Below are 21,157 nucleotides of genomic sequence, written 5' to 3' on the forward strand. Positions count from 1 at the left end.
CTCCTTAGCGATCCAGCGCGTCGCGGGTGATCTGTTCGGTTTCGTGCAGGCCCTGGCGGACCCCTTCGAGGTTGTCCGCGAGCTCGTCGAGCACCCGGGTCGGCTCCAGGGCTCCGGGTGCCGCCATCGCCGACAGCTCCACCAGCCGGGCGAGGAGTCCCTCGATGCTGATCGTGCTCGACTCCATCCGGGCGAGCACCTGGCTGTAGGTCTGGGAGAGCCGCTCGACCACGGCCTGCTGGGAGGCCAGCGAGGCGAGGGCGCGGTCGAGGTCGTGGACCAGCTCCTCGCGGGCGTTCTTCCGGGTCCGGGTGAGCCGCGTGCGCTCGTTCCGGAGCCGTTCGAGGTCGAACCTGGCGAGCGCGGTGCCGGTCAGCGAGGCCTGCTCGGCCAGGCGTTCCAGCGTGGCAGTGGAGTCGTCGACCTGGGACCGCATCAGTGCGATCCGCTCGGCCAGCGGGCCTGCTCCCATGGAGGCGCTCAGCTCGCCGAAGCCGCGCGCGGCCGAGCCGGCCCGCTCCAGCCAGTGGGCCTCCCTGCTGCCGGCGGTGACGTCCGGCGCGGTACGGCCGCCGCCGTCCCGCCCCTGGACGGTGGCGATGGCCGTCTTGGCCAGCCAGACGGCGACCCCGACGGCCCCGGCGGCGGCCGGGTGCACGCTGACGGCCCAGGCGGCGCCCCCGGCGGTCGCACCGAGCAGCAGACCCCACGGATCTCGTAGTTCATCGAGGAAACGGGACATCAGAAGTTGGATACCACCGCGGTGAACACCTGGTCGATACTTCCCGACTCGCGGGAGTCGTAGGCGGCCGCGTTGGTCGTCTCGGAGATCTGCTTGAGCACGCCGAGGTCGGCGTCCTGGCCGTAGGCGATCGTGAACATCCGCACCGACTCCTCGGCGGACTCGGCGCGCAAATCGGGCAGCAGGTTCTCCAGCGACAGGCTGTTGTTGTCCTCGTTCTTGCCGTCGGTCAGGAAGATCACCGCGTTGATCGCCTCTCCGCTGTGCCGGTCGCGCACGTGCTGGTAGGCGGCGAGCGCGGTGTCGTAGAGGCCGGTCCCGCCGTCGGGGGTCAGGCCGTCGAGGCGGGTACGCAGGGTCTTGCGCTGGGCGGCGTCCACGGTGTCCAGCGGGGCCAGCTCCAGATGGTCCTTCTCACCGTCCCGCTTGGTGGAGAACATCCACAGGCCGACCTTGTCGTGCGGGCCGAACTGGGGCAGCGCGTTGATCGCGGCCTGCTTGGCCAGGTCCAGCTTGCTCCTGCCGGTGTCCGGCACGCCGGCGCCCATCGAGCCGGACACGTCGATCACCATGAGCACGTTGGCGGGCTTGCGCAGGTCGGCCCAGCTGGAGAGCACCTTGTCCAGCACGTTGGGGGCGGGCGGGCTGAGCGCGGTCCTGGGCTCGGCGGGCAGCAGGCCGTTCGCCTCGGTGATCAGCTTGCCCGCCTTCCCCTCGTGCGACCGGAAGGCGAAGTCGGCGAAGCGCCTCTGCTGCTCCGGGGCCTGCAGGTGGGCCAGGAAGTCGGCGGCCACCTGCCGCTTGGCGTCGTCCACCCACGGCGCGGTCAGCACGGCGTAGGGGTTGTCGGAGTAGAGCGTGCCCTCCTTGGGGTAGATCGCCACCAGCGGCACCTTGGGCTTGCCGTGCTTGCCCAGCGTCTTCGGGTCGCCCGTCGGGTTGCCCTGGTTGTAGTCCCAGACCGACTTCTCCTCCACGGCCACCGCGGAGATGTAGCTCAGGCCCGCCCCCGCGTCGTCGGCCCGCTGCAGGTTCGACAGGAACGTCAGTGTCGTGTCGCCGTAGTGCACGATCGAGCGCTCCACGCCCTGGACGAAGTCCCGCGTCCTGGGATCGGCCACGTTCTTCTCCGACAGGTCGCCCGACAGGCCGGTGGCCGCGAAGTAGGCGCCGACGGTGGCGTTCAGGCCGCTGGTCGAGAAATTGGGGTTGGTCTTCCCCAGGCGGAAGTCGCCCCACTCCGGATGGTCGTACTTGGCCCAGGAGCCGGCCGACAGGTCGAGCAGGTCGGCCCAGCCGAGCTTCTTGCCCGGCCAGCCCAGGGCCTCGGCCATCGGCTTGGGCATCGCGATGACCAGGGGGGTCTTGGCGATCGACGGGTTCTCCGCGGCGACCAGGGAGCCGGTGTCGTTTCCCTGGGCGCGCTGCTGGAGCAGGGTGACCCAGCCGCTGCTCGCCGGGGACCAGACATCCGGCCGCGGGCCGTCCTGGCGCTCGTCCCAGCCGCGGGCCAGCGCCTGCATCGCGCCGCCGCTGGCCTTGGTCACGACGACCACGTCGGCGCAGCGCTCGCCGACCTTCCTGCCGTTGTAGCCGGCCGCGACCGTCCGCAGCAGCTCGGCCTTCTCCGACGACGCCGCCACGGTCAGGGTGACCCCGCCGGCGCCGCAGGCCGTGGTCTGCTTGGCGTTCCGCGGCCGCTCCGGCTCGGCGCTCCCGACGTACAGCCGCAGACCGACGATCAACGCCCCGGCGAGAATGATCGCGATGATGAAGGGAGCGAAGTTCCTGCGCGGTCGCTGCGGCTGCTGGTACAACCCGGCCTCCATGGTGTCAGTACTTATCCGACGAATGAGCCCTTGCCATAGTTCGCCGTGACGAGAACGCGGTCAGAAGTTGGAGATCACGCTGGTGAAGACCTGGTCGATGGTGTCCGCCCGGGAGGAGTCGTAGGCGGCTCCGTCGGTGGCCTCGGCGATCCGCTTGAGCACGCCCTGGTCGGCGCCCTCGCCGTATCCGATGGTGAACAGGCGCACGTCGGGGTTGAGCTTGCCGAGCAGGTTGTCCAGGTCGCTGCCGCCGGTCTTCTCGTTCTTGCCGTCGGTGAGGAAGACCACCGCGTTGATCGCCCCGGCGTCCCTGGCCCCGCGCATCCGCTCGACGGCCGCGAGCGTGGTGTCGTAGAGCCCGGTCCCGCCCCCGGCGGTCAGCCCGTCGAGCTCGTCGCGGAGCGCCGGGCCGATCTTCGACACCGAGTCGATCGGGACCAGCTCCCGGTAGTCCCTGTCGCCGTCCTGCCTGGTGGAGAAGGCCCACAGGCCGACCTTGTCGTCCCCGCGGAACTGCGGCAGCGCGTTGATCGCGGCCTTCTTGGCCAGCTCCAGGCGGCTCTCGCCGGTGCCCGCAGCCTCCTCCTCCATCGAGCCTGACTTGTCCACCACGATCAGCACGTTGGCCCGCTTGCGCAGCTCCGACCAGCTCCCCAGGACCTTGTCCAGGACGGTCGGGGTGGGCAGGTTGAGGGTGGTGATCGTGGCGTCGGGGATGACGCCGTTCTCCCTGGTGGCCTGGGGACCGAGCTTGCCGTCGAAGCCGCGGTAGCCGTACGACTGGAACCTCGCCTGCACCGGGGCGCTGTGCAGGTAGGTCAGGAAGTCGTCGGCGACGGCCTTCCTGGCCGGGTCCATCCAGGTCAGCGGGACGTAGGGATGGTCGGAGAAGAGCGTGCCCTCCTTGGGGTTGACGGCCACCAGCGGGGTGCGCGGCGGGGCGTGCTTGCCCAGCGTGGCCGGGTTGCCCGACGGGTTGCCCCGGTTGTAGTCGGTGACCGAGTTCTCCTCGATGGTGATCGCGGAGATGTAGGCCATGGACTCGCCCCGGTCGTCCGCGCGGAGCAGGTTGCCCAGGAAGGTCATCGAGATGTCACCGTAGTGCACGATCGACTGCTCGACGCCCTTGACGAACTCGCGGGTCTTGGCGTCGGCGATGTCGCCGGCGGTCAGGTCCGAGGTGGTGCCGGTCGCGGCGAAGTAGGCGCCGATGGTGGCGTTCAGGCCGCTGGTCGAGTAGTTGGGGTTGGTCTTGCCCAGCTTGAACTGGCCCCACTCGGGGTGACCGTACTTCGCCCAGCCCTTGGGGTCGGCCGCCAGCCCGGCCAGCTCCGCCCAGCCGATCGCCTTGCCCGGCCAGCCCAGTGCCTCGGCCATCGGCTTGGGCATCGCGAAGACCAGCGGCGCGGTCACGATCGGGACCGGCTTCCCATCGGCGACCGGTACGGTGCCGTCGGCGCCCCCGGCCTGCTGGCGCAGCAGCGTCACCCACGCGGAGGCGGCGGGGGACCACACGTCCGGCCGCTCGCCGTCGGTCTGCTCCTTCCACCCCCTGGCCAGCGCCCGCATCGCGGTGCCCGAGTTGGCCTCGTCGATGACCACCTCGGCGCAGCGCCCGGCCACGGTCCGCCCGCTGTACTCCTTGGCGACCTCCCGCAGGATCCAGATCTTGTCCTGCGAGGACGCCACCCGGATCTTCGCCGACTCGCCCGAGCAGGCGCTCGGCTCGCTCTCCCCGCTCCGGCCGACGAACCAGCGCAGTCCTGCGATCAGCCCGATGGCCAGCACCACGGCCAGGAGGTAGGGCAGGATCCGCCGGCGGGGTCGTGCGGGGGAGTAGGCCATCCGATGATCGTAGGAAGAACTGATTTACCTGGACAAGGTTTCCGTCATTTCGCTTGGGCCGGCCGTCTCCTACGAGGTCGGGTCGCCGCCTTCCGCGGGGCCGGGTGATCGTCTCCGACGGGGCCGGGAAGCCATCTTTCACCGTGTCGGCCGTCACCGCCTCCCGCCGGACCGGGACACCGCCCCCCGCGGACCGGGTCTCCGGCCGGACCGCCCTCCGCCGGGGACGTTCTAGCCGGAGACCCGCCCGTGCAGGAGATCGACGAGGGTGGCGTGCACCTGCTCGATCGGACGGTCCGGGTGCAGCGCCCGGCGCTCGATCGAGACGGTCAGCACCATGCCGAACACGGCGGTCGCCGCGGTCTCCACGTCCAGGTCCTCCCGGATCGCGCCCTCGGCCACCGCCCGGCGCAGCGCGCCCGCGTAGACCCCCAGCGCCTGCTCGCGCAGCCGGGCGACCGCGTCCTGCCAGGACGTACGCCACATCTCGGCGAGCAGCACCCGGGCGAACGCGCCGTACTCCTCGAAGAACCGCAGCTGCGCCATGACCACCGAGTCGAGGGCGTCGAGCGCCGCCTGTCCGGTGTCCGCCTCGCCCATCGCGTCGGCCAGCCGCTGGATGCCGTGTTCGAGCAGCGCGGCGAAGAGCGCCTCCTTGCTGCCGAAGTTGTAGAACACGGTGCCCTTGGCCACCCCGGCCCGTTCGGCGATCGCGTCCACCGTGGCGGCGGTGTAGCCCTGCTCCGCGATCACCTCCACCGCCGCCGTGAACAGCCTGAGCCTCGTCCCGGCCCGGCGGCCGTCCCCCTTCCTCGTGGTCGCACCCGTCCCGGATTCCCGGCGATCCCGCCCCGTGTCGGCGTCTCTGGCCCCGGCCCGCTGCTGCGTCATGGAGGAAACCGTAGTCAGAGCGCGAGCTCGGGGTGGAGGCGCCGCATCGACCAGGTGCGCCCCTTGTGCACGGCGTAGACGGTCAGGCTCAGGCCCAGCGCCACGGTCAGGGTCAGCACCCCGCAGGCCTGCCAGACCACCGCGAGGTCGCCGCCGCTGATCAGCCGCCGCAGCGCGCTGACCACCCAGCTCATCGGGAGCCACGGCGAGATCGTCTGGAAGAAGCCCGGCGAGGTCTCGATCGGGTACGTCCCGGCGGCCGAGGTCAGCTGGAGCATCAGCAGCGCCAGCACCACGACCCGCCCCGGCGCGCCGAGCAGGGCGTTGACCGCCTGCACGATCGCCAGGAAGGCCGCCACGGTGAGCAGCAGGACCCCGGCGATCCCGGCCCAGTGCGCGGCCTCCATGCCGAGCCCGAACCTGATCACCGCCATCAGCACGCCCACCTGCGCGGCGCCCAGGACCAGTCCCGGCAGCCAGCCGGCCACCGCGATCCGCCAGGCGGATGCCGTACCGGCCAGGAGGCGGGGGTTGAGCGGGCGCAGCACCATGTAGCTCACCATCGCGCCGACCCAGAGGGCCAGCGGGACGAAGAACGGCGCGAACCCGGTGCCGTAGTTGGGCACCTCGTTGAGGACCTGGCCGGCCAGCTTGACCGGCTCGCTCATCATGTCGCTGCGGTCCGCGCGCTCGTCCCCGCCGTAGTCGGGGATCTGCTCGGCGCCGTCTCCGAGCTTGTCGCTCAGCTCCCTGGACCCGTCGGCCAGCTTGCCGATGCCGGTGGTGAGCTCCCCGGCGCCCTCGTGCAGGCGGCCCACCCCGCTGTCCACCCGGGCCGCGCCGTCGCTCAGCTTGACGATGCCGCCGCCGAGCCGGGTCAGCCCCTGGCTGAGCTGGGCGGAGCCGTCGCCGAGCCGGGAGATCCCCGAAGTGATCTTTCCGTTGGCGGCCGCCGCGTCACCGAGGCCCGAGTGGAGCTCCGCCGAGCCGGCGGCCAGCTTGCCGAGCCCCTCGTCCAACTGGTTGATCTTGTCTCTGGCCTGGTCGAGCTGCCGGCCGGCGGTCGGCGCGACCTCCGCCGTCCGGCCCGCGACCTCCGCGATCCTGCGGGCGTCCCGCTGCAGCTGGGCCGCGGCGCCGCCGCCGTCACCCGCGGCGCCCTCCAGCCCGGTGGCCACCTCCTGGGTGGACTGGGTGAGGCGCTCGGCGATGGCCCGCAGCCGCGGATCGGCGTCCGGATTGCCGTCCAGCCAGTTCTGCAGCTGCTGAGCCTGCTGCCGGGCCTGTTCCGCCCCCTGCTTGATCCCGCCGGGCAGCGCTCCCGCGCCGTCGGCGACCAGGCCGGCGCCCCGCTCGACGGCCTCCGCGAGCGACCGCAGCCGCGCGCCGTTCTCCTCCAGCACCGGGACGACCTCGTCGGCCACCTTGTTGATCTTCGGCACCTGGGCGTGGACCTGCTCGTAGACCTGAGCGTTGCCGTCGGCCACCTGCTTGGCGCCCTTCTCCAGCTTCGCCAGCCCCCGGCCCAGCTCGCGCGAGCCGCTCTCCGCCTGGCCCAGGCCTGCGGCCAGCTTGTCCGCCCCGGCCGACAGCCGGCCGGTGGCGGTGTTGGCGCTGCCCAGGCCCACGGTGAGCTGGTGGGTGCCGGTCTTGGCCTGGCTGAGGCCCGCGTTCAGGGTGGACGCGCCCTTTCCGGCCTCCGCCGTACCGTCGTGGAGATCGTCCGCGCCGTCCGCGGCCTTGGCGGTGGCGTCGTGCAGCTCGCCGAAGGACACGAAGACGTTGTCCCAGTAGTCCTTCAGCGCGGTACGGCCCGCCGCGTCCTTGACCTCGGTGAACACCGCGTCGGAGATCGTTCCCATGATGTAGCTGCGGCCGGTGTCGACCCGCACGCCGAGCTCGGCGGGGGTCGGCGTGCCGTCGCCGGAGGGCGAGGCGAGCCGGGCGCTGAAGTCGGCGGGGATGGTCAGGGACAGGTAGAAGCTGCCGTCGTTCACGCCGTCGGCGGCCTGCCGGGCGTCGACCGTGTGCCAGCCCAGGACCTTGCGGTCACGCAGCTCGTCGGCCAGCTCGCGGCCCGCGTCGACCGTCTTGCCGTCGACGGTCGCGGGCCGGTCCTCCACGACCAGCGCCACCGGGATGTTCTGCAGGTTGCCCTGCGGGTCCCAGAAGGACCACAGGTACAGCCCGGCGTACAGCAGCGGCAGCATCACCACGCCCGCCAGCGCCGCCCGGGTCAGCCGCGACCGGGTGAACCGCCGCAGCTCCAGCCGTCCCAGCCGCAACGATCTCATCGGTCCTTCTCCTCGGTCTCCTCGGTCTCCTCGGCCGGTACGGCCCGCGCTGCCGCCTCCCCGTCCCGCCCGTCCGCCGTACTCTCCGGCTCCGCCGTGCTCTCCGGCTCCGCCGGGCGGGCGGGCCTGGAGGGGGCGGGGAGGTTCGCGGCGTCGCCGGGATCCCCGAGAGGGCCGGAGGTCCCGGAGGGCAGGTGGATCGCCGCCGCCCGCTCGCTCTCCGTGCAGGCGGCGACGACGGTCAGCCCCCGCTCGCCCAGCTCGCCCAGCGTCGCCAAGAGCGCCTCCTGACGGTCCTGGGCGAGGCCGGTGTCCACGTTGTCGAGGACCAGCAGCCCCGGGGTGTCGAGCAGCGCGAGCGCGATCCCGAGCCGCACCCGCTCCTCCCGGCTCAGATCGCGGATGAGGGTGCGGTCGCCGGGGGACAGCTCCAGGCCGGCCAGGGTCAGCGCGGTCCCGGCCCGTGCCTCCTGCCGTCCGCCCCAGAACATGCCCGGCGACCGCTCGTGCAGGTGCTCGCGGACCGTCAGCGCCTTCTCCAGGTCGTTGACCCCGTCCACCAGGCCGAGCGCGGCGACCCGCCGGATCGCCCTCGGCCTGCCGTACCGCCCGACGGTGAGCGTGCCCTCGGTGGGACTCATCCGTCCCGCCAGGGTCAGCAACAGGCTCGTGCGCCCGCTGCCCGCCTGCCCGGTGACGACGGTGAGGCTGCCCGGCTCGGCGGTGACGCCGACGTCGCGGTAGACCCACCCGTGCTCGCCCTTGAGGGACAGACCGACCGCGTGCACCGCGACCCCGTGGAACACCGCGCCCTCCGACTCTTTAAACTGACCAGTCAGTACAAAAATATCACGCAAAAGTTTCCCCAGGTGACCGGCCCGGCAAAGGTGTCGATTCTCACGCAAGCCGGTCACTCACCTGGCTTGGCCGTGTGGGTGACCGGGCGGCGGTGGGTGTTCCTGTCTCCGGCCCAGGCCGTTCTTCCCCCGTCTCCGGTGTGCAGCTCTCGGGGAGGAGGGGGCCGTCGTCGGTCCAGCCGATCCGCCGTACCAGCGGTGAGGCCACGTCCAGCGGCATGCTGTAGGAGTATCCGACGTCGGGGCTGGGGGCGAGGGTGAGGCCGGGATCGGGGGCGTCGGGGTCGTTCACCGTCAACCGGAGCGGCGCTGTACGGGGTGGAAGGTCAAAAGCGCGGCGAGGGTGGGTGGGGTGGCCGGGGGCCGCTTCTTCTGTGCGGCGCCGTACTGGGGTGGAAGGTCAAAAGCGCGGCGAGGGTGGGTGGGGTGGCCGGGGCCGCTCCTTCCGTGCGGGCCGGTGTCGCGTGGTCCGGGGGCTCAGGAGGGGCCGTGGGTGGGTGGGGGGAAGGTCTGGTGAGGGGCCGGTGCTGGACCGGGCGAGGCAGGGCGGGCGACGATGAGCCCCGGGAGCGGTAGTGATCAGGGGTTTTCCATGATCTGTTGGGATTAGCGGTGCTATAGGACGCCCAATCCCAACAGATCAAGGAAAACCCCCGCCCCGCTCCCTCCCTAGCCCGCGCAGCGGGGAGCACCCGGTACGGCCCCGCACGAAGGGGCCGGTCCCGGGCCACTCCACTCACCCCTCGTCGAGCTTTTGACTTTCCACCCGGTACGGCGCCGCACGAAGGGCCGGCCCCGGGCCACCCCACCCGCCCCTCGCCGCGCTTTTGACCTTCCACCCCGTACGGCGCCGCGTAAAAGGGGCGGCCCTGGGATGGAACGGAGGCGAACGGGCATCGCTGCCGCCGCCCGCCACCGGTGGAACCCGGGCACCACGTCCGTGAAAGCGATCATGCCTGAGCGCGTAGCGCAACGATCGCTAGGACCGGGTCCATGGCCGGGCTACTCGTTTCGACGAGACAGACGGCTCGCGACAACGCGGAGAGGACCCGCCCCCGCCGGTCATGCCGGATGGGGACGGGTCCTCTCGAACGGTCGTGCTAGACCGTCGCGGAGCCGTACTCCTGGAGGAAGAGCGCTTCCGCGAGGGCCGTGCGGCGGAGCTCCTCGATGTTGACCCGCTCGTTGGGCGCGTGGATCGAGGCGTCGTCGTCCTCGGCGCCGAACAGCAGGATCGACGCGGCGGGGAACTGCTTGACGAGCGTGGAGACCAGCGGGATCGAGCCGCCGGCGCCGACGTCGCGCGGCGGACGGCCGAAGGCGTGCTCCATCGCCCGGTTCAGCGCGGCGCGGGCGGCTCCGCCGGAGTCGGCGAGGTAGCCGGAGCCCAGCACGTAGTCGGTGACGTGGACCTCGACACCCCAGGGAGCAACCTGACGGAGGAAGTCGACCACGGCGTCCACGGTCGTCTTCGGGTCGCCCGCCGGAGGCACGCGTACGGTCACCCGGGCGCGCGCGACCGCCTGGACCGCGTTGATGGCGCCGGAGACGGTCGGCACGTCCAGGCCGGTGACCGTGATGGCGTAGGAGGCCCACAGGCGGTCGGCCAGCGAACCCGAGCCGACCAGCGAGACGCCGTCGAGCACGCCCGCCGTGGCCCGGAACTCCTCCTCCGAGGGGCCGGAGCCGAGGAAGCTGCCGCGTGGCAGGCCGGGGACGCGGATGTCGCCGTGGTCGTCGTGCAGGCCGGCCAGCATCCGGATCAGCGCGGCGAGCGCGTCCGGGGCGGCGCCGCCGAACGAGCCGCTGTGCAGCGACTCCTTCAGGGTGCGCACCTCGACGGTGAAGGCGCCCATGCCGCGCAGCGAGGTGGTCACCGCCGGGTCGCCCACGCTCGGGTTGCCGCAGTCGGCGACGATGATCGCGTCGGCGCGGAGCAGCTCGGGGTTCTGCTCGACGAAGGCCTCAAGGCGCTCCCCGGCGTACTCCTCCTGGCCCTCGATGATCACCTTGATGCCCACCGGGAAGTCTCCCCGGAAGGCCCGGAGCGCGGCGACGTGGGAGATGATGCCGGACTTGTCGTCGGCGGCGCCGCGGCCGTGGATGGCCCCGTCGACCTCCGTCGGCTCGAAGGCCGGGGTGCGCCACAGCGCGGGGTCGCCCGCGGGCTGCACGTCATAGTGGGCGTAGAGCAGCACGGTCGGCGCGCCGGGCGGGGCCGGTGCCTCGGCGTAGACGGCGGGGAAGCTTCCCTCGACCGGAATCTGCCGGACGTGCGGCAGTCCGGCGCTGCGCAGCAGCTCCTCGGTCGCCGCGGCGGCCGCGCGCACCGGCTCCTCCGGGTGGCCGGGGAAGGCCACCGAGGGGATGGCGACGAGCCGCTTGAGGTCTTCGACCGCCTGGGGCAGGCCGGCGGCGACGGCGCCTTCGATCTCGGCAGGAGTCACGACTTTCCCTCGCATCTCAATATCTGGTCGTCCTATTTGATCACAGTCGGCATGTGGCTGTGGTTCACCCCGATTCCAGCACACCAGCATTCCGTCAAACGGAACCGAGGGTTGCGCGTGGCCCGGACACTCCCGAATTCTGTACGCGGATTTCGTTGTTGTTACATGCCTGTTTTGCGGATTCCGAAGTTCTTGCACTCTATTGCCACGTTTTCACTTGGCAAGACGTTCTGCTGGGATGCAGACTGTGGGGAGCTCAGATCACCGAGGGAAGATAGCTATGACCCACCCTGAAAACACCGACGTGGCCTCGCTCATGCAGGCCGCGCAGGACCACCTGTGGATGCACTTCAGCCGGCACAGCTCTGACAGGGGTGCCGAAGTCCCGATGATCGTGCGCGGTGAGGGCGCATACATCTACGACGTGCACGGCAAGCGCTACCTTGACGGACTCGCCGGCCTGTTCGTGGTCCAGGCGGGGCACGGTCGCAGCGAGCTGGCCGAGGCCGCCGCCAAGCAGGCCCAGGAGCTGGCGTTCTTCCCGCTCTGGTCCTACGCGCACCCCAAGGCCGTCGAGCTGGCCCAGCGGCTGGCGGCCGAGACCCCCGGCGACCTCAACCGCGTCTTCTTCACCACCGGCGGCGGCGAGGCCGTCGAGAGCGCGTGGAAGCTCGCCAAGCAGTACTTCAAGCTGACCGGCAAGCCGCTCAAGCACAAGGTCATCAGCCGCCAGATCGCCTACCACGGCACCCCGCAGGGCGCCCTGTCGATCACCGGCATCCCGGCCTTCAAGCAGATGTTCGAGCCGCTGGTCCCGGGCTCGGTCCGCGTGCCGAACACCAACCACTACCGGGCCGACGAGATCACCGGCGTCCCCGGCATGACCCCGGAGCAGTACGGCTACTGGGCCGCCGAGCGCGTCGCCCGCGCCATCGAGATGGAGGGCCCCGACACCGTGGCCGCCGTCTTCGTCGAGCCGGTGCAGAACGCCGGCGGCTGCTTCCCGCCGCCGCCCGGCTACTTCCAGCGCCTGCGTGAGATCTGCGACGAGTACGACGTCCTGCTCGTCTCCGACGAGGTCATCTGCGCCTTCGGCCGCCTCGGCACCATGTTCGGCGGGCAGAAGTTCGACTACGTCCCCGACATCATCACCTGTGCCAAGGGCATGACCAGCGGTTACTCGCCGATCGGCGCCATGATCGCCTCGGACCGGCTGTTCGAGCCGTTCAGCAACGGCACCGAGATGTTCGCCCACGGCTACACCTTCGGCGGACACCCCGTCTCCGCCGCGGTCGCCCTGGCCAACCTCGACCTGTTCGAGCGCGAGGACCTGCTCGGTCACGTGACCCGCAACGAGCCGGTCTTCCGCTCCACCCTGGAGCGTCTCCGCGACCTGCCGATCGTCGGCGACGTGCGCGGCTCCGGCTACTTCTGGGGCATCGAGCTGGTCAAGGACAAGGACACCAAGGAGACCTTCAACGCCGACGAGTCCGAGCGCCTGCTCCGCGGCTTCCTGTCCAAGGCCCTCTACGACGCGGGCCTGTACTGCCGCGCCGACGACCGCGGCGACCCCGTGATCCAGCTCGCCCCGCCGCTCATCTGCGGTCCCAAGGAGTTCGACGAGATCGAGTCGATCCTCCGCTCCGTGCTTACGGAGGCATGGAGCCGGCTGTAGTTCGCCGCCGCGCCCGGCTCGCCCAGACACACCCGCACCCGTTCGACCCGTGCTCTGACCCCCCAGCCGAAACTCCGAAAGGACCCGTAATGAAGATCGGCGTGCCCGCCGAGGTGAAGAACCATGAGTACCGCGTCGCCGCCACCCCGGCGGGCGTGCACGAACTGGTCCGTCACGGCCATGACGTCTACGTCCAGCGCGGCGCGGGCCTCGGCTCGCACCTTCCCGACGAGGACTACCTCTTCGCCGGCGCCAAGATCCTCGACACCGCAGACGAGGTGTGGGGCGAGGCCGACATGATCCTCAAGGTCAAGGAGCCGATCGCGGAGGAGTACGACCGCATGCGTGCCGGGCAGGTGCTCTTCACCTACCTGCACCTGGCGGCGGGCCGCGCGTGCGCCGACGCCCTGCTCAAGCAGCAGGTCACCGGTATCGCGTACGAGACGGTCCAGGTCGGCAACACCCTGCCGCTGCTGGCCCCGATGTCCGAGGTCGCGGGCCGCCTGGCCCCGCAGGTCGGCGCCTACAACCTGATGCGCTTCAACGGCGGCCGCGGCGTGCTGCCCGGCGGCGTGCCCGGTGTGGCCCCGGCCAAGGTCGTCGTCATCGGCGCCGGCGTCTCCGGCCTCAACGCGGCGCAGATCGCGGTCGGCATGGGCGCGGACGTCACGGTCCTCGACCTCAACATCGACCGCCTGCGCTCCATCGACGCCATCTACCAGGGCCGCCTGAAGACCCTCGTCTCGACCTCCTACGCCATCGAGAAGGAGGTCCTGGAGGCCGACCTGGTCATCGGCGCGGTGCTGATCCCGGGCGCCAAGGCCCCGACCCTCGTCTCCAACGAGCTGGTCTCCCGCATGAGGCCGGGCTCCGTGCTCGTCGACATCGCCATCGACCAGGGCGGCTGCTTCGAGGACTCCCGCCCGACCACGCACGCCGAGCCGACCTACCAGGTCCACGGCTCGATCTTCTACTGCGTGGCCAACATGCCGGGTTCGGTGGCCAACACCTCCACCTACGCGCTGACCAACGCGACCCTGCCCTACGCGGTCAAGCTCGCCGGTCTGGGCTGGAAGTCCGCGCTCCAGCAGGACGCCGGCCTCGCGCTGGGCCTCAACACCCACGCGGGCCGGCTCACCAACGACCAGGTCGCGCTCGCCCTCGACCTGCCGTACGTGCCGGTCTCGCAGGTCATCGCCGCCTAGACGCGACGGAACAGCCGCCTGGACATGACGGGACGGCCCGTGCCCCGCGCCCACCGGGTGCGGCGCGGGCCGTCCCGCCGTACTCACCGCGATGCCAGGCGGGCCCGCAGGTCGCGGACGGTGGCCAGGACCTGCTCGACCTCGGCGGCGGTCGGCCAGGGAGCGCCGCCGGGCCGGAGCAGCGTGGCCCGGACCGAGGCCAGACGCTCGACCGCGCCTCGCGGCAGGCCGCTCTGCCCGGCCAGCCAGGCCGTCACCTCGGTGTGGTCGCGCAGCGGCCGGGTGACCGCATCCCAGGTCCCGAGGATCTCGGCCAGGTCGCCGGCCCTCAGCGGGGTCCCGCCCCGCCGGGCCACGGCGGCGGAGGTCAGCTCCGCGCGGGCGACGAGCTCGGGCTCGGCGGCCCGGTCCCGGACCGGGGACGGCGGATCCGCCGGCCACTGCTCCGCCTCATGGGAGAGACCGGTCGCCGGCAGCAGCGAGGCCAGCTCGACCGCCGCCCGGCGGTGCCCGGCCTGTGCCGCCTGGCGGAACCAGCGCTGCCCGCCCTCCAGGTCGTCGTGCTCGGCGATGAGCAGCAGGCCGTAGTTGAACGCGGCCTCCGGATCGCCGCAGGCCGCGGCCCTGGCGAACCAGTGGCCGGCCGCCGGGGAGTCGCCCAGCTCCACGCACACGAACCCGGCCGTCCGCTGGTCGTCGACCCGCCCGGTGCGGGCGGCCCGTTCGAACCAGGCGCGGGCGGTGCGCAGCTCCCCCCGGGACAGCGCGATCCCGCCGAGCTGGGACGCCGCCCCGGGATGCTCGTTCCCGGCGGCCAGCCGGTAGAACGCCTCGGCGCCCTCCGGATCCCGGTTGGCCCGCAGGAACAGGCCCAGATGGTAGGCCGCGTCGGCGTGGCCGCCCCGGGCGGCCAGCTCCCACCAGCGCAGCGCCTCGTCCTCCTCGCCGAAGGCGTAGGCCAGGAACCCCAGGTCATGGGCGGAGGCCAGGTCACCGCCCATCGCCGCTCGCCGGTGCCATTCCACGGCGGCCTCCGTCTCGCCGCCGTCCTCGCAGATCAGCGCGAGCCGCCGGGCGGCGGGCCGGGAGCCCGCCCGCGCCGCCGTCTCGAACCAGCGCCGGGCGGCGGCCATGTCGCCGCGCTGCTCCAGCAGGAGCGTCGCCAGGTTCGCCGCGGCCTCGACGTCGCCGACGCCCGCGGCCAGTCCGTACCACCTCACGGCCTCCTCCAGGCTGCCGTGCTTCTCGTGCCAGACGCCGAGGTTGTAGGCGCTGTCCATGTTGCCCGCGGCCGCGGCCCGCTCCCACCAGTGCCGCGCCGCCGAACGGTCGCCCCGCTGCGTGAAGTGGCGGCCGAGCAGGTGCGCGGCCCGGACGTCGCCACCGTGCGCGGCCAGCAGCAGCCCGGCCTCGCCCTCCGGGCCGATCCCGTGCTCCACGCCCGGCGGGGTGGGTGCCGAGACACCAGGCGTCTCCCGGTCGCCCTGCCACCACCCCATGCCACCCTCCTCGTCGACAGTCCACAGGGTGACATGTGAGTGCGCGGCGGCGGAGCGTAATCGCGGACTTGTCGCCCCGGCCGTGCTCCCGCCCCCGTTACGGGTTGCCCAGCGCCTTCTCGAAGACGGAGGTGTCCAGCGTGAAGCCGACCGGCTCGGGGATGTGCACCGGACTGCCCACCGCGACGCGGGTGGAGGTCAGGTAGACGCCGTCCTTCGGGTCGCTGAGAACGGTCACGGTGGCGGGGGTGGCGACGGGATCGACAATGATCATGATGGGGACCTGGCCGGAGGCGTAGATGCCCGGCTTGCGGTCCCGGTCGTCGACGACGCTCCCCGGCGACACGATCTCGGCGACCATGATCAGGCCGGAGGAGAGCAGCTTGCGATCGCCCCAGCGGGGGCAGTCGGCCGGGGCCAGGACGAAGTCCGGCTCGACCGGGTCGCGGGGCCCGTCGATGCAGACGTCGACGTTGCCGGCATACCCATGCCAGTCACGATCCAGGATCAGCGGATACAGCTCGTAAGAGAGAAGCATCGCCAGCCAGCCGTGCTCGGGGGTGCCTACCGGGCTCACTATGAGTCTCCCGTCGATGACTTCGGTGCGGAGCCCGGGCAGTTGCGGGAGCGCGTCGAAGAGCTCGCGGGCCGTACCGGGCAGGGGCTGGGACGCGGTTTCGGGGGAGGGCCTCAGGTCGGCCGGGCGCCGTCGTGATGTCATGAGCATGAGTATGTGCCCCTTCGTGTCCTCGTGAACACGGTGAGTATCCAAAGCGTGCCGTCGGAGTGTGAGGGATCGGCAAAGACGCGCAGGGCCTAGACCCAGCCGGGACGGACCAGGCCGGACTCGTAGGCGATGACGACGAGCTGGGCGCGGTCGCGGGCGTGCAGCTTCATCATGGTGCGGCTGACGTGGGTCTTGGCGGTGGCCGGGCTCATGAAGAGCTTGCCGGCGATCTCGTCGTTGGTCATGCCGGTGCCGACCAGGGACAGGACCTCGCGCTCGCGGTCGGTGAGCATGCCGAGGTCCTGGGAGGGGTGGGGCGGCTTGGCGCGGCTGGCGTACTCGGCGATCAGGCGGCGCGTGACGCCGGGGGAGAGCAGGGCGTCGCCGTCGGCGACGACGCGGACGGCCTGGATCAGCTCGGCCGGCTCGGTGTCCTTGACCAGGAACCCGCTGGCGCCGTTGCGGAGCGCCTCGAAGACGTATTCGTCGAGCTCGAAGGTCGTCAGGATGATGATCCTCGGTCCCGGGGGCATCTCCCGGGTGGCGGTCAGGCCGTCCATGCCCGGCATCCGGATGTCCATCAGCACCACGTCGGGCTCGTGCTCGGCGGCCAGCCGTACGGCCTGGGCGCCGTCGGCGGCCTCGGCCACCACGGTCATCCCCGGCTGCGCGTCGAGCAGGGCTCGGAACCCGGCCCTGACCAGGGCCTGGTCGTCGGCGAGAACGATCTTGATCATTCGGGTCCCTCCGGGATCGGCAGCCGCGCCTCGACACGGAAGCCCTGTCCATGATGCCTGGCGGTCAGCGAGCCGCCGAGGGCGGCCGCCCGCTCCCGCATGCCGGGGACGCCGTTCCCGCCGCCCAGGCTCTCCCCCGGGGCTCCGCCGCCGGAGTCGGTGACCTGGATCAGCAGCTCGCGGGGGCCGTAGTCCAGCAGGACGGTGACCGCGGCGCCCGGCGCGTGCCGGGTGACGTTGGTCAGCGCCTCCTGGACGATGCGGTAGCCGGCCCGGTCCACCTCCGGCGGCAGCGCCCTGACCTCGCCGGTGACCTGTCTGGTGACCGGCAGCCCGCTGCGCTCGACGAGCTCCTCCAGCCGCTCCAGCCCGGCGGTGGGGGAGCGGGGCGCACCGTCGCGGAGCACGTTGAGCACCGAGCGCATCTCGGTCAGCACGTCCTTGGAGGCCTGCTTGATGGTGGTGAGGGCGGTGCGGGCCTGCTCGGGCTGGTCGTCGATCAGGTGCAGCGCGGTGGAGGCCTGGACGTGGATGAGGGAGATGTTGTGCGCGAGCACGTCGTGCAGCTCCTGGGCCATGGTCAGCCGCTCCTCGCTGGCCTGCCGCCGGGTCTCCTCCTGGACCACCCGCTCGTGCTCGGCCAGCCGTTCTCTCCTGGCCCGGACGAACTCGCCCAGCGCCAGGACGACCCCGATGGCCGTCGCCACCGCGAACATGTGCCACAGCCCGGGGCTGGGGACGGGGGCCAGCCAGGTCGTGTAGACGACGAAGAACACGTAGGCCACGACCGAGACCGCCCAGGCGGCGCGCCGCCGGCCGAGGACGACGGCGTTGTGGAGTGCGATGACCAGGCTGAAGAAGATCGGGCCGTACGCGTGGCCTCGGGCGATGAAGACGCAGGTCACGGCCAGGGTGGCGATCAGGGTGAGCACCGGGTGGCGGCGCCGCGCGACCAGCGCGAGCGGCCCGGCCACCAGCAGCGCGACGCCGACCGCGTCCGCCTGGACGCGCTCGGGCTGGTTCCACTGGGCGGCCCAGGTCATCGTGACCTGGAGGACCGCCACGAACAGCGGGAGCAGCGGTTCGATCCATCGGGGTTTGGCGCGCACGCCCAGAACCTTATGTCCACCCCGCTGACCAGCGCGTCCACCCTCCGGGGCATGAGGCACTACGACGCTCGTGGTAGCCGAGGGGCTGACAGGGCAGGCGAGCTGAGACAAGCTGTCTGCAGGAGGCCATCATGATCGCTCGTCGCTTAGCCGTGCCGCTCGCCGGGATCCTGGCCGGTGGCTCCGTTCTGTTGGTGCAGCCCGCCGTGGCGGCGTCGCCGCCGGGCCAGGTGTCGCTGCCGGGCCAGGTGTCGCCGCCTGGCCCGGCGGAGAAGAGACCCGTCGCCGAGGGGTACGGCGGGGCGGTCGCGACCGTCGACCTGGACGCGAGCGAGGCCGCGCTGGGGGTGCTGCGCCGGGGCGGCAACGCGGTCGACGCGGCCGTCGCGGCGGCGGCCACGCTGGGGGTGACCGAGCCCTACTCCGCCGGGCTGGCCGGGGGCGGGTTCCTCGTCTACTACGACGCCCGGCACAGGAAGGTCCACACGATCGACGGCAGGGAGACGGCGCCCCGGGCGATGACCGCGACGTCCCTGGAGGGCATCCCGTTCGACGAGGCGGTCACCAGCGGGCTGTCGGCGGGGGTGCCGGGTAGCGTGGCGCAGTGGGAGCTGGCCCTGCGCCGGTTCGGCACGCTCTCGCTCGGACAGGCGCTCAAGCCCGCGGTCAAGGTGGCCTCCGAGGGGTTCACCGTCGACCAGACCTTCTACGACCAGACCGCCGCCAACGCGGCCCGGTTCAAGGACTTCACCTCCACCGCCAAGCTGTACCTCCCCGGCGGCGCCCCGCCACCGGTCGGCTCCACCTTCCGCAACCCCGAGCTCGCCGACACCTACCGCCGGCTCGGCAGGGAGGGCGGCGGCTGGCTGTACGGCGGGCGGCTCGGCTCGGAGGTGGTGGCCACGGTGAAGAGCCCGCCGGTCACGCCCGGCTCCACCCGCAACGTGCGGCCCGGCCTGATGGAACTGCCCGACCTGCGGGCCTACCGGGCGATCGAGCGGCCACCCACGAAGATGACCTACAAGGGCATGGACGTGTACGGCATGGCGCCCCCGTCATCGGGCGGCTCGACGGTCGGTGAGGCGCTCAACATCCTGGAGACCCTTCCCGAGGTCGGCGTGCACGAGTATCTGGAGGCCTCCCGGCTCTCGTTCGCCGACCGGGGCAAGTATGTCGGCGACATCCCGGGCGTGCCGCTGAAGGAGCTGCTGTCCGACGGGTTCGCCAAGGAGCGGGCCTGCCTGATCGGTGATCGGGCGCTGGCCCACCCGGCCCCGGCGGGAGACCCCGACGGCGCCTACGGGCCGTGCCAGGCCGCGCCTCCGGCGCAGGCCACCCCGACGCCCGCCGAAGGGCCGGAGACCACTCACCTGGTCGTGACGGACCGCTGGGGCAACGTGGTCGCCTACAACATCACCATCGAGTCCACCGGCGGCAACGGCATCGTCGTCCCCGGCCGGGGCTTCCTGCTCAACAACGAGCTGACCGACTTCACCTTCGGGCCCGCCCCGGGCGACCCCAACCTGCCCGCGCCCGGCAAGCGTCCCCGCTCCTCGATGGCTCCGACGATCGTCCTGGCCGACGGCAAGCCGCTGCTCGCGCTCGGCTCGCCGGGCGGCTCCACGATCATCACGACCGTCCTGCAGATCCTGGTCAACCGCTGGGACCTCGGCATGTCACTGCCGGACGCGCTGGCCGCCCCCCGCGCCACCCAGCGCAACACCGCCCAGACCCAGGCCGAGCAGGGCTTCATCGACCGCTACGGTGCCGGGCTCACGGCCAAGGGGCACAGCCTGGTGCCGAACCCGGAGATCGGCGCGGCCACCGCCGTCGAGTTCCTCCGCCACGGCAGGCTCCAGGCCGTCGCCGAGCCCACCCGGCGGGGTGGCGGCAGCGCCCTGGTGGTGAGCGAGCGCCGGTAGGACCCTTCCCCGCCCGCCCGCGGCCCCCGGGTGGCCACGGCTCCCCGGTGGCCGCGGCTCCATGGGCCGCGGCGGGCGGCGGGCTCCGTCAGGAGGCGGGCGGCCGGACGCACTCCAGGGCGGCGCGGACCTCCGAGGCGGGGTCGCCCGCGTGGTAGCGCCGCTCGCTCGGCTCGATGTTGTCCAGGAACTCCTGGTATCTCACGGCGTATGCCAGGTGCGCGAGCGGTTCCGCGAGGGCCAGCGCGCGGGCCGGGTCCGAGCCGGGAACGCGGGCCGACCACTCCTCGGCCCAGACACGCTCCACCCGCGCCGACCGCTCGCCGCCGTGCACGAAGTCGCGCATCCGCAGGCCGTCCAGCACGGGGTGCCCGAAATGGCTGTCGGCGAAGTCCACCATGACCGTGCGCATGCCGTCCGACCTCACGTTGCCGGGATGGAAGTCGCCGTGCACCACGGTGTACGGCAGGCCGCACGCCTCCAGCGAGGAGACGAGCGCCGGCAGCCGCCCGGCCAGCCCGCGGGCCGACGACAGCTCATCGGCGCTCAGCTCGCCGGCCACCTCGCCGTCGAGCAGCTCGTCGACCATGGCGGCGAGGACGCGCGGCGTACGGTCGGGCAGCCCGTCGGGGACCCCCTCGCCCCGCTCCGCGATCGCCGCCTGCGCCGCGACCAGGCGGCGCACCGCGGCGCCGATGACGTCCTCGGACGCGGCCCAGCAGTCCACTCCGGGCACGTGGTCCAGCAGCACCCGCCGGCGGGCCGGATCGGCGGCCAGCACGGTGGGCACGGAGTCCGCGTCCACCCGGGCGAACGTCTCGATCACGCGCGCCTCGCAGGTCGCGAACCCGGGGGTGATCTTGAGCCAGGCCGGGCCCTGCATGGTCGGCAGCCGGAACAGCCCGGACAGGTTCCACGTCCTCATCTGATCGGCGGGTCCGCTCGGTGGCCGGCCCGAGGCGCGGAGCGCGGAACCCGCCCAGTCCAGCGCCTCACGCACGCCCGAGGCCGTGGCCCAGCCGGCCCGCCGCGCGGACGGGCCCACCAGATCGCCGGCGCCGTCGGGCCAGGGCGACGGCAGGCCGTGGCGGGGAGGCCCCAGTGCTTCGACGTGGTAGGTCACGTGCCCGTCCCGGGCGCCCTCGCCGCCGTCCACGTCGAGCAGGCGCAGCACTGTCACGGGCACACCGAGTGCCGACGCCAGGTGCGCGACGACCGGCTCGACATCGGCCCACCAGGGACTGTCCACCGGAAACGGGCCGAAGGCCCCGAGCCGCCGGTCGCCGACGGTCACCAGCGCGCTCACCGTCCGGCCTGATCCTCGATCCATCCGGCCAGTCTGTCCGCCGGCACGGCGGGCGGGCGAACGGTTTTCCAC

16 protein-coding genes are annotated in these 21,157 nt (G+C 72.2%); 3 read left to right on the top strand and 13 right to left on the bottom strand.

What is annotated here, in order from left to right:
• Positions 1 to 4: 4 nt before the first annotated feature.
• The 8 genes from SROS_RS07265 to SROS_RS07295 all read right to left on the bottom strand — a co-directional run bounded on the left by SROS_RS07265 (position 5) and on the right by SROS_RS07295 (position 10,905).
• Positions 5 to 742, bottom strand: a complete 738-nt coding sequence (locus SROS_RS07265; protein ID WP_012888250.1) for a hypothetical protein — start codon at positions 740 to 742, stop codon at positions 5 to 7.
• Positions 742 to 2,571, bottom strand: a complete 1,830-nt coding sequence (locus SROS_RS07270) for a substrate-binding and VWA domain-containing protein (RefSeq protein WP_043651531.1) — start codon at positions 2,569 to 2,571, stop codon at positions 742 to 744. The genes SROS_RS07265 and SROS_RS07270 overlap by 1 nt, the downstream gene beginning before the upstream one ends.
• 60 nt (positions 2,572 to 2,631) lie before the next feature.
• Positions 2,632 to 4,416: a substrate-binding and VWA domain-containing protein gene (locus SROS_RS07275; RefSeq protein WP_012888252.1), complete on the bottom strand. Its 1,785-nt coding sequence runs from the start codon at positions 4,414 to 4,416 to the stop codon at positions 2,632 to 2,634.
• A gap of 231 nt (positions 4,417 to 4,647) precedes the next feature.
• Positions 4,648 to 5,307, bottom strand: a complete 660-nt coding sequence (locus SROS_RS07280) for a TetR/AcrR family transcriptional regulator (protein WP_012888253.1) — start codon at positions 5,305 to 5,307, stop codon at positions 4,648 to 4,650.
• A 14-nt stretch (positions 5,308 to 5,321) separates the two neighbouring features.
• A complete protein-coding gene (locus tag SROS_RS07285; RefSeq protein WP_012888254.1) occupies positions 5,322 to 7,601 on the bottom strand; it encodes a YhgE/Pip family protein in 2,280 nt (759 codons plus the stop codon).
• A complete protein-coding gene (locus SROS_RS07290) occupies positions 7,598 to 8,407 on the bottom strand; it encodes an ABC transporter ATP-binding protein (RefSeq protein WP_012888255.1) in 810 nt (269 codons plus the stop codon). The genes SROS_RS07285 and SROS_RS07290 overlap by 4 nt, the downstream gene beginning before the upstream one ends.
• Before the next feature lie 91 nt (positions 8,408 to 8,498).
• Positions 8,499 to 8,756: a hypothetical protein gene (locus SROS_RS49325; RefSeq protein ID WP_148268978.1), complete on the bottom strand. Its 258-nt coding sequence runs from the start codon at positions 8,754 to 8,756 to the stop codon at positions 8,499 to 8,501.
• Between the two features lie 802 nt (positions 8,757 to 9,558).
• Positions 9,559 to 10,905: a M20/M25/M40 family metallo-hydrolase gene (locus SROS_RS07295; RefSeq protein ID WP_012888256.1), complete on the bottom strand. Its 1,347-nt coding sequence runs from the start codon at positions 10,903 to 10,905 to the stop codon at positions 9,559 to 9,561.
• 280 nt (positions 10,906 to 11,185) lie between these two features.
• Between SROS_RS07295 and SROS_RS07300 the strand changes: the two genes are divergently transcribed.
• Both SROS_RS07300 and ald read left to right on the top strand, forming a co-directional pair.
• On the top strand, positions 11,186 to 12,580 hold the full coding sequence (locus SROS_RS07300; RefSeq protein ID WP_012888257.1) for an aspartate aminotransferase family protein: 1,395 nt from the start codon (positions 11,186 to 11,188) through the stop codon (positions 12,578 to 12,580).
• A gap of 89 nt (positions 12,581 to 12,669) precedes the next feature.
• Complete coding sequence (gene ald / locus SROS_RS07305; RefSeq protein ID WP_012888258.1) at positions 12,670 to 13,785, top strand: alanine dehydrogenase; 1,116 nt, start codon at positions 12,670 to 12,672, stop codon at positions 13,783 to 13,785.
• Between the two features lie 83 nt (positions 13,786 to 13,868).
• On the opposite strand, the gene SROS_RS07310 is transcribed toward ald, so the two are convergent.
• From SROS_RS07310 to SROS_RS07325, 4 genes are all read right to left on the bottom strand, one after another.
• Positions 13,869 to 15,284: a tetratricopeptide repeat protein gene (locus SROS_RS07310; RefSeq protein ID WP_012888259.1), complete on the bottom strand. Its 1,416-nt coding sequence runs from the start codon at positions 15,282 to 15,284 to the stop codon at positions 13,869 to 13,871.
• Positions 15,285 to 15,381: 97 nt separating this feature from the next.
• Positions 15,382 to 16,005, bottom strand: a complete 624-nt coding sequence (locus tag SROS_RS07315) for a Uma2 family endonuclease (RefSeq protein ID WP_245564582.1) — start codon at positions 16,003 to 16,005, stop codon at positions 15,382 to 15,384.
• A 95-nt stretch (positions 16,006 to 16,100) separates the two neighbouring features.
• Complete coding sequence (locus tag SROS_RS07320) at positions 16,101 to 16,748, bottom strand: response regulator transcription factor (RefSeq protein WP_012888261.1); 648 nt, start codon at positions 16,746 to 16,748, stop codon at positions 16,101 to 16,103.
• Positions 16,745 to 17,857: a sensor histidine kinase gene (locus tag SROS_RS07325; protein ID WP_012888262.1), complete on the bottom strand. Its 1,113-nt coding sequence runs from the start codon at positions 17,855 to 17,857 to the stop codon at positions 16,745 to 16,747. Before SROS_RS07325 ends, SROS_RS07320 begins: the two co-directional genes overlap by 4 nt.
• A gap of 131 nt (positions 17,858 to 17,988) precedes the next feature.
• On the opposite strand from SROS_RS07325, the gene SROS_RS07330 reads away from it, so the two are divergent.
• Complete coding sequence (locus SROS_RS07330) at positions 17,989 to 19,779, top strand: gamma-glutamyltransferase family protein (RefSeq protein ID WP_012888263.1); 1,791 nt, start codon at positions 17,989 to 17,991, stop codon at positions 19,777 to 19,779.
• An 88-nt stretch (positions 19,780 to 19,867) separates the two neighbouring features.
• Here the strand turns inward: SROS_RS07330 and SROS_RS07335 are convergent, their stop codons facing one another.
• On the bottom strand, positions 19,868 to 21,109 hold the full coding sequence (locus SROS_RS07335; RefSeq protein ID WP_052316889.1) for a phosphotransferase family protein: 1,242 nt from the start codon (positions 21,107 to 21,109) through the stop codon (positions 19,868 to 19,870).
• Between the last annotated feature and the right edge of the window lie 48 nt (positions 21,110 to 21,157).

Source organism: Streptosporangium roseum DSM 43021 (assembly GCF_000024865.1).
GTDB classification, from domain to species: Bacteria; Actinomycetota; Actinomycetes; order Streptosporangiales; family Streptosporangiaceae; genus Streptosporangium; species Streptosporangium roseum.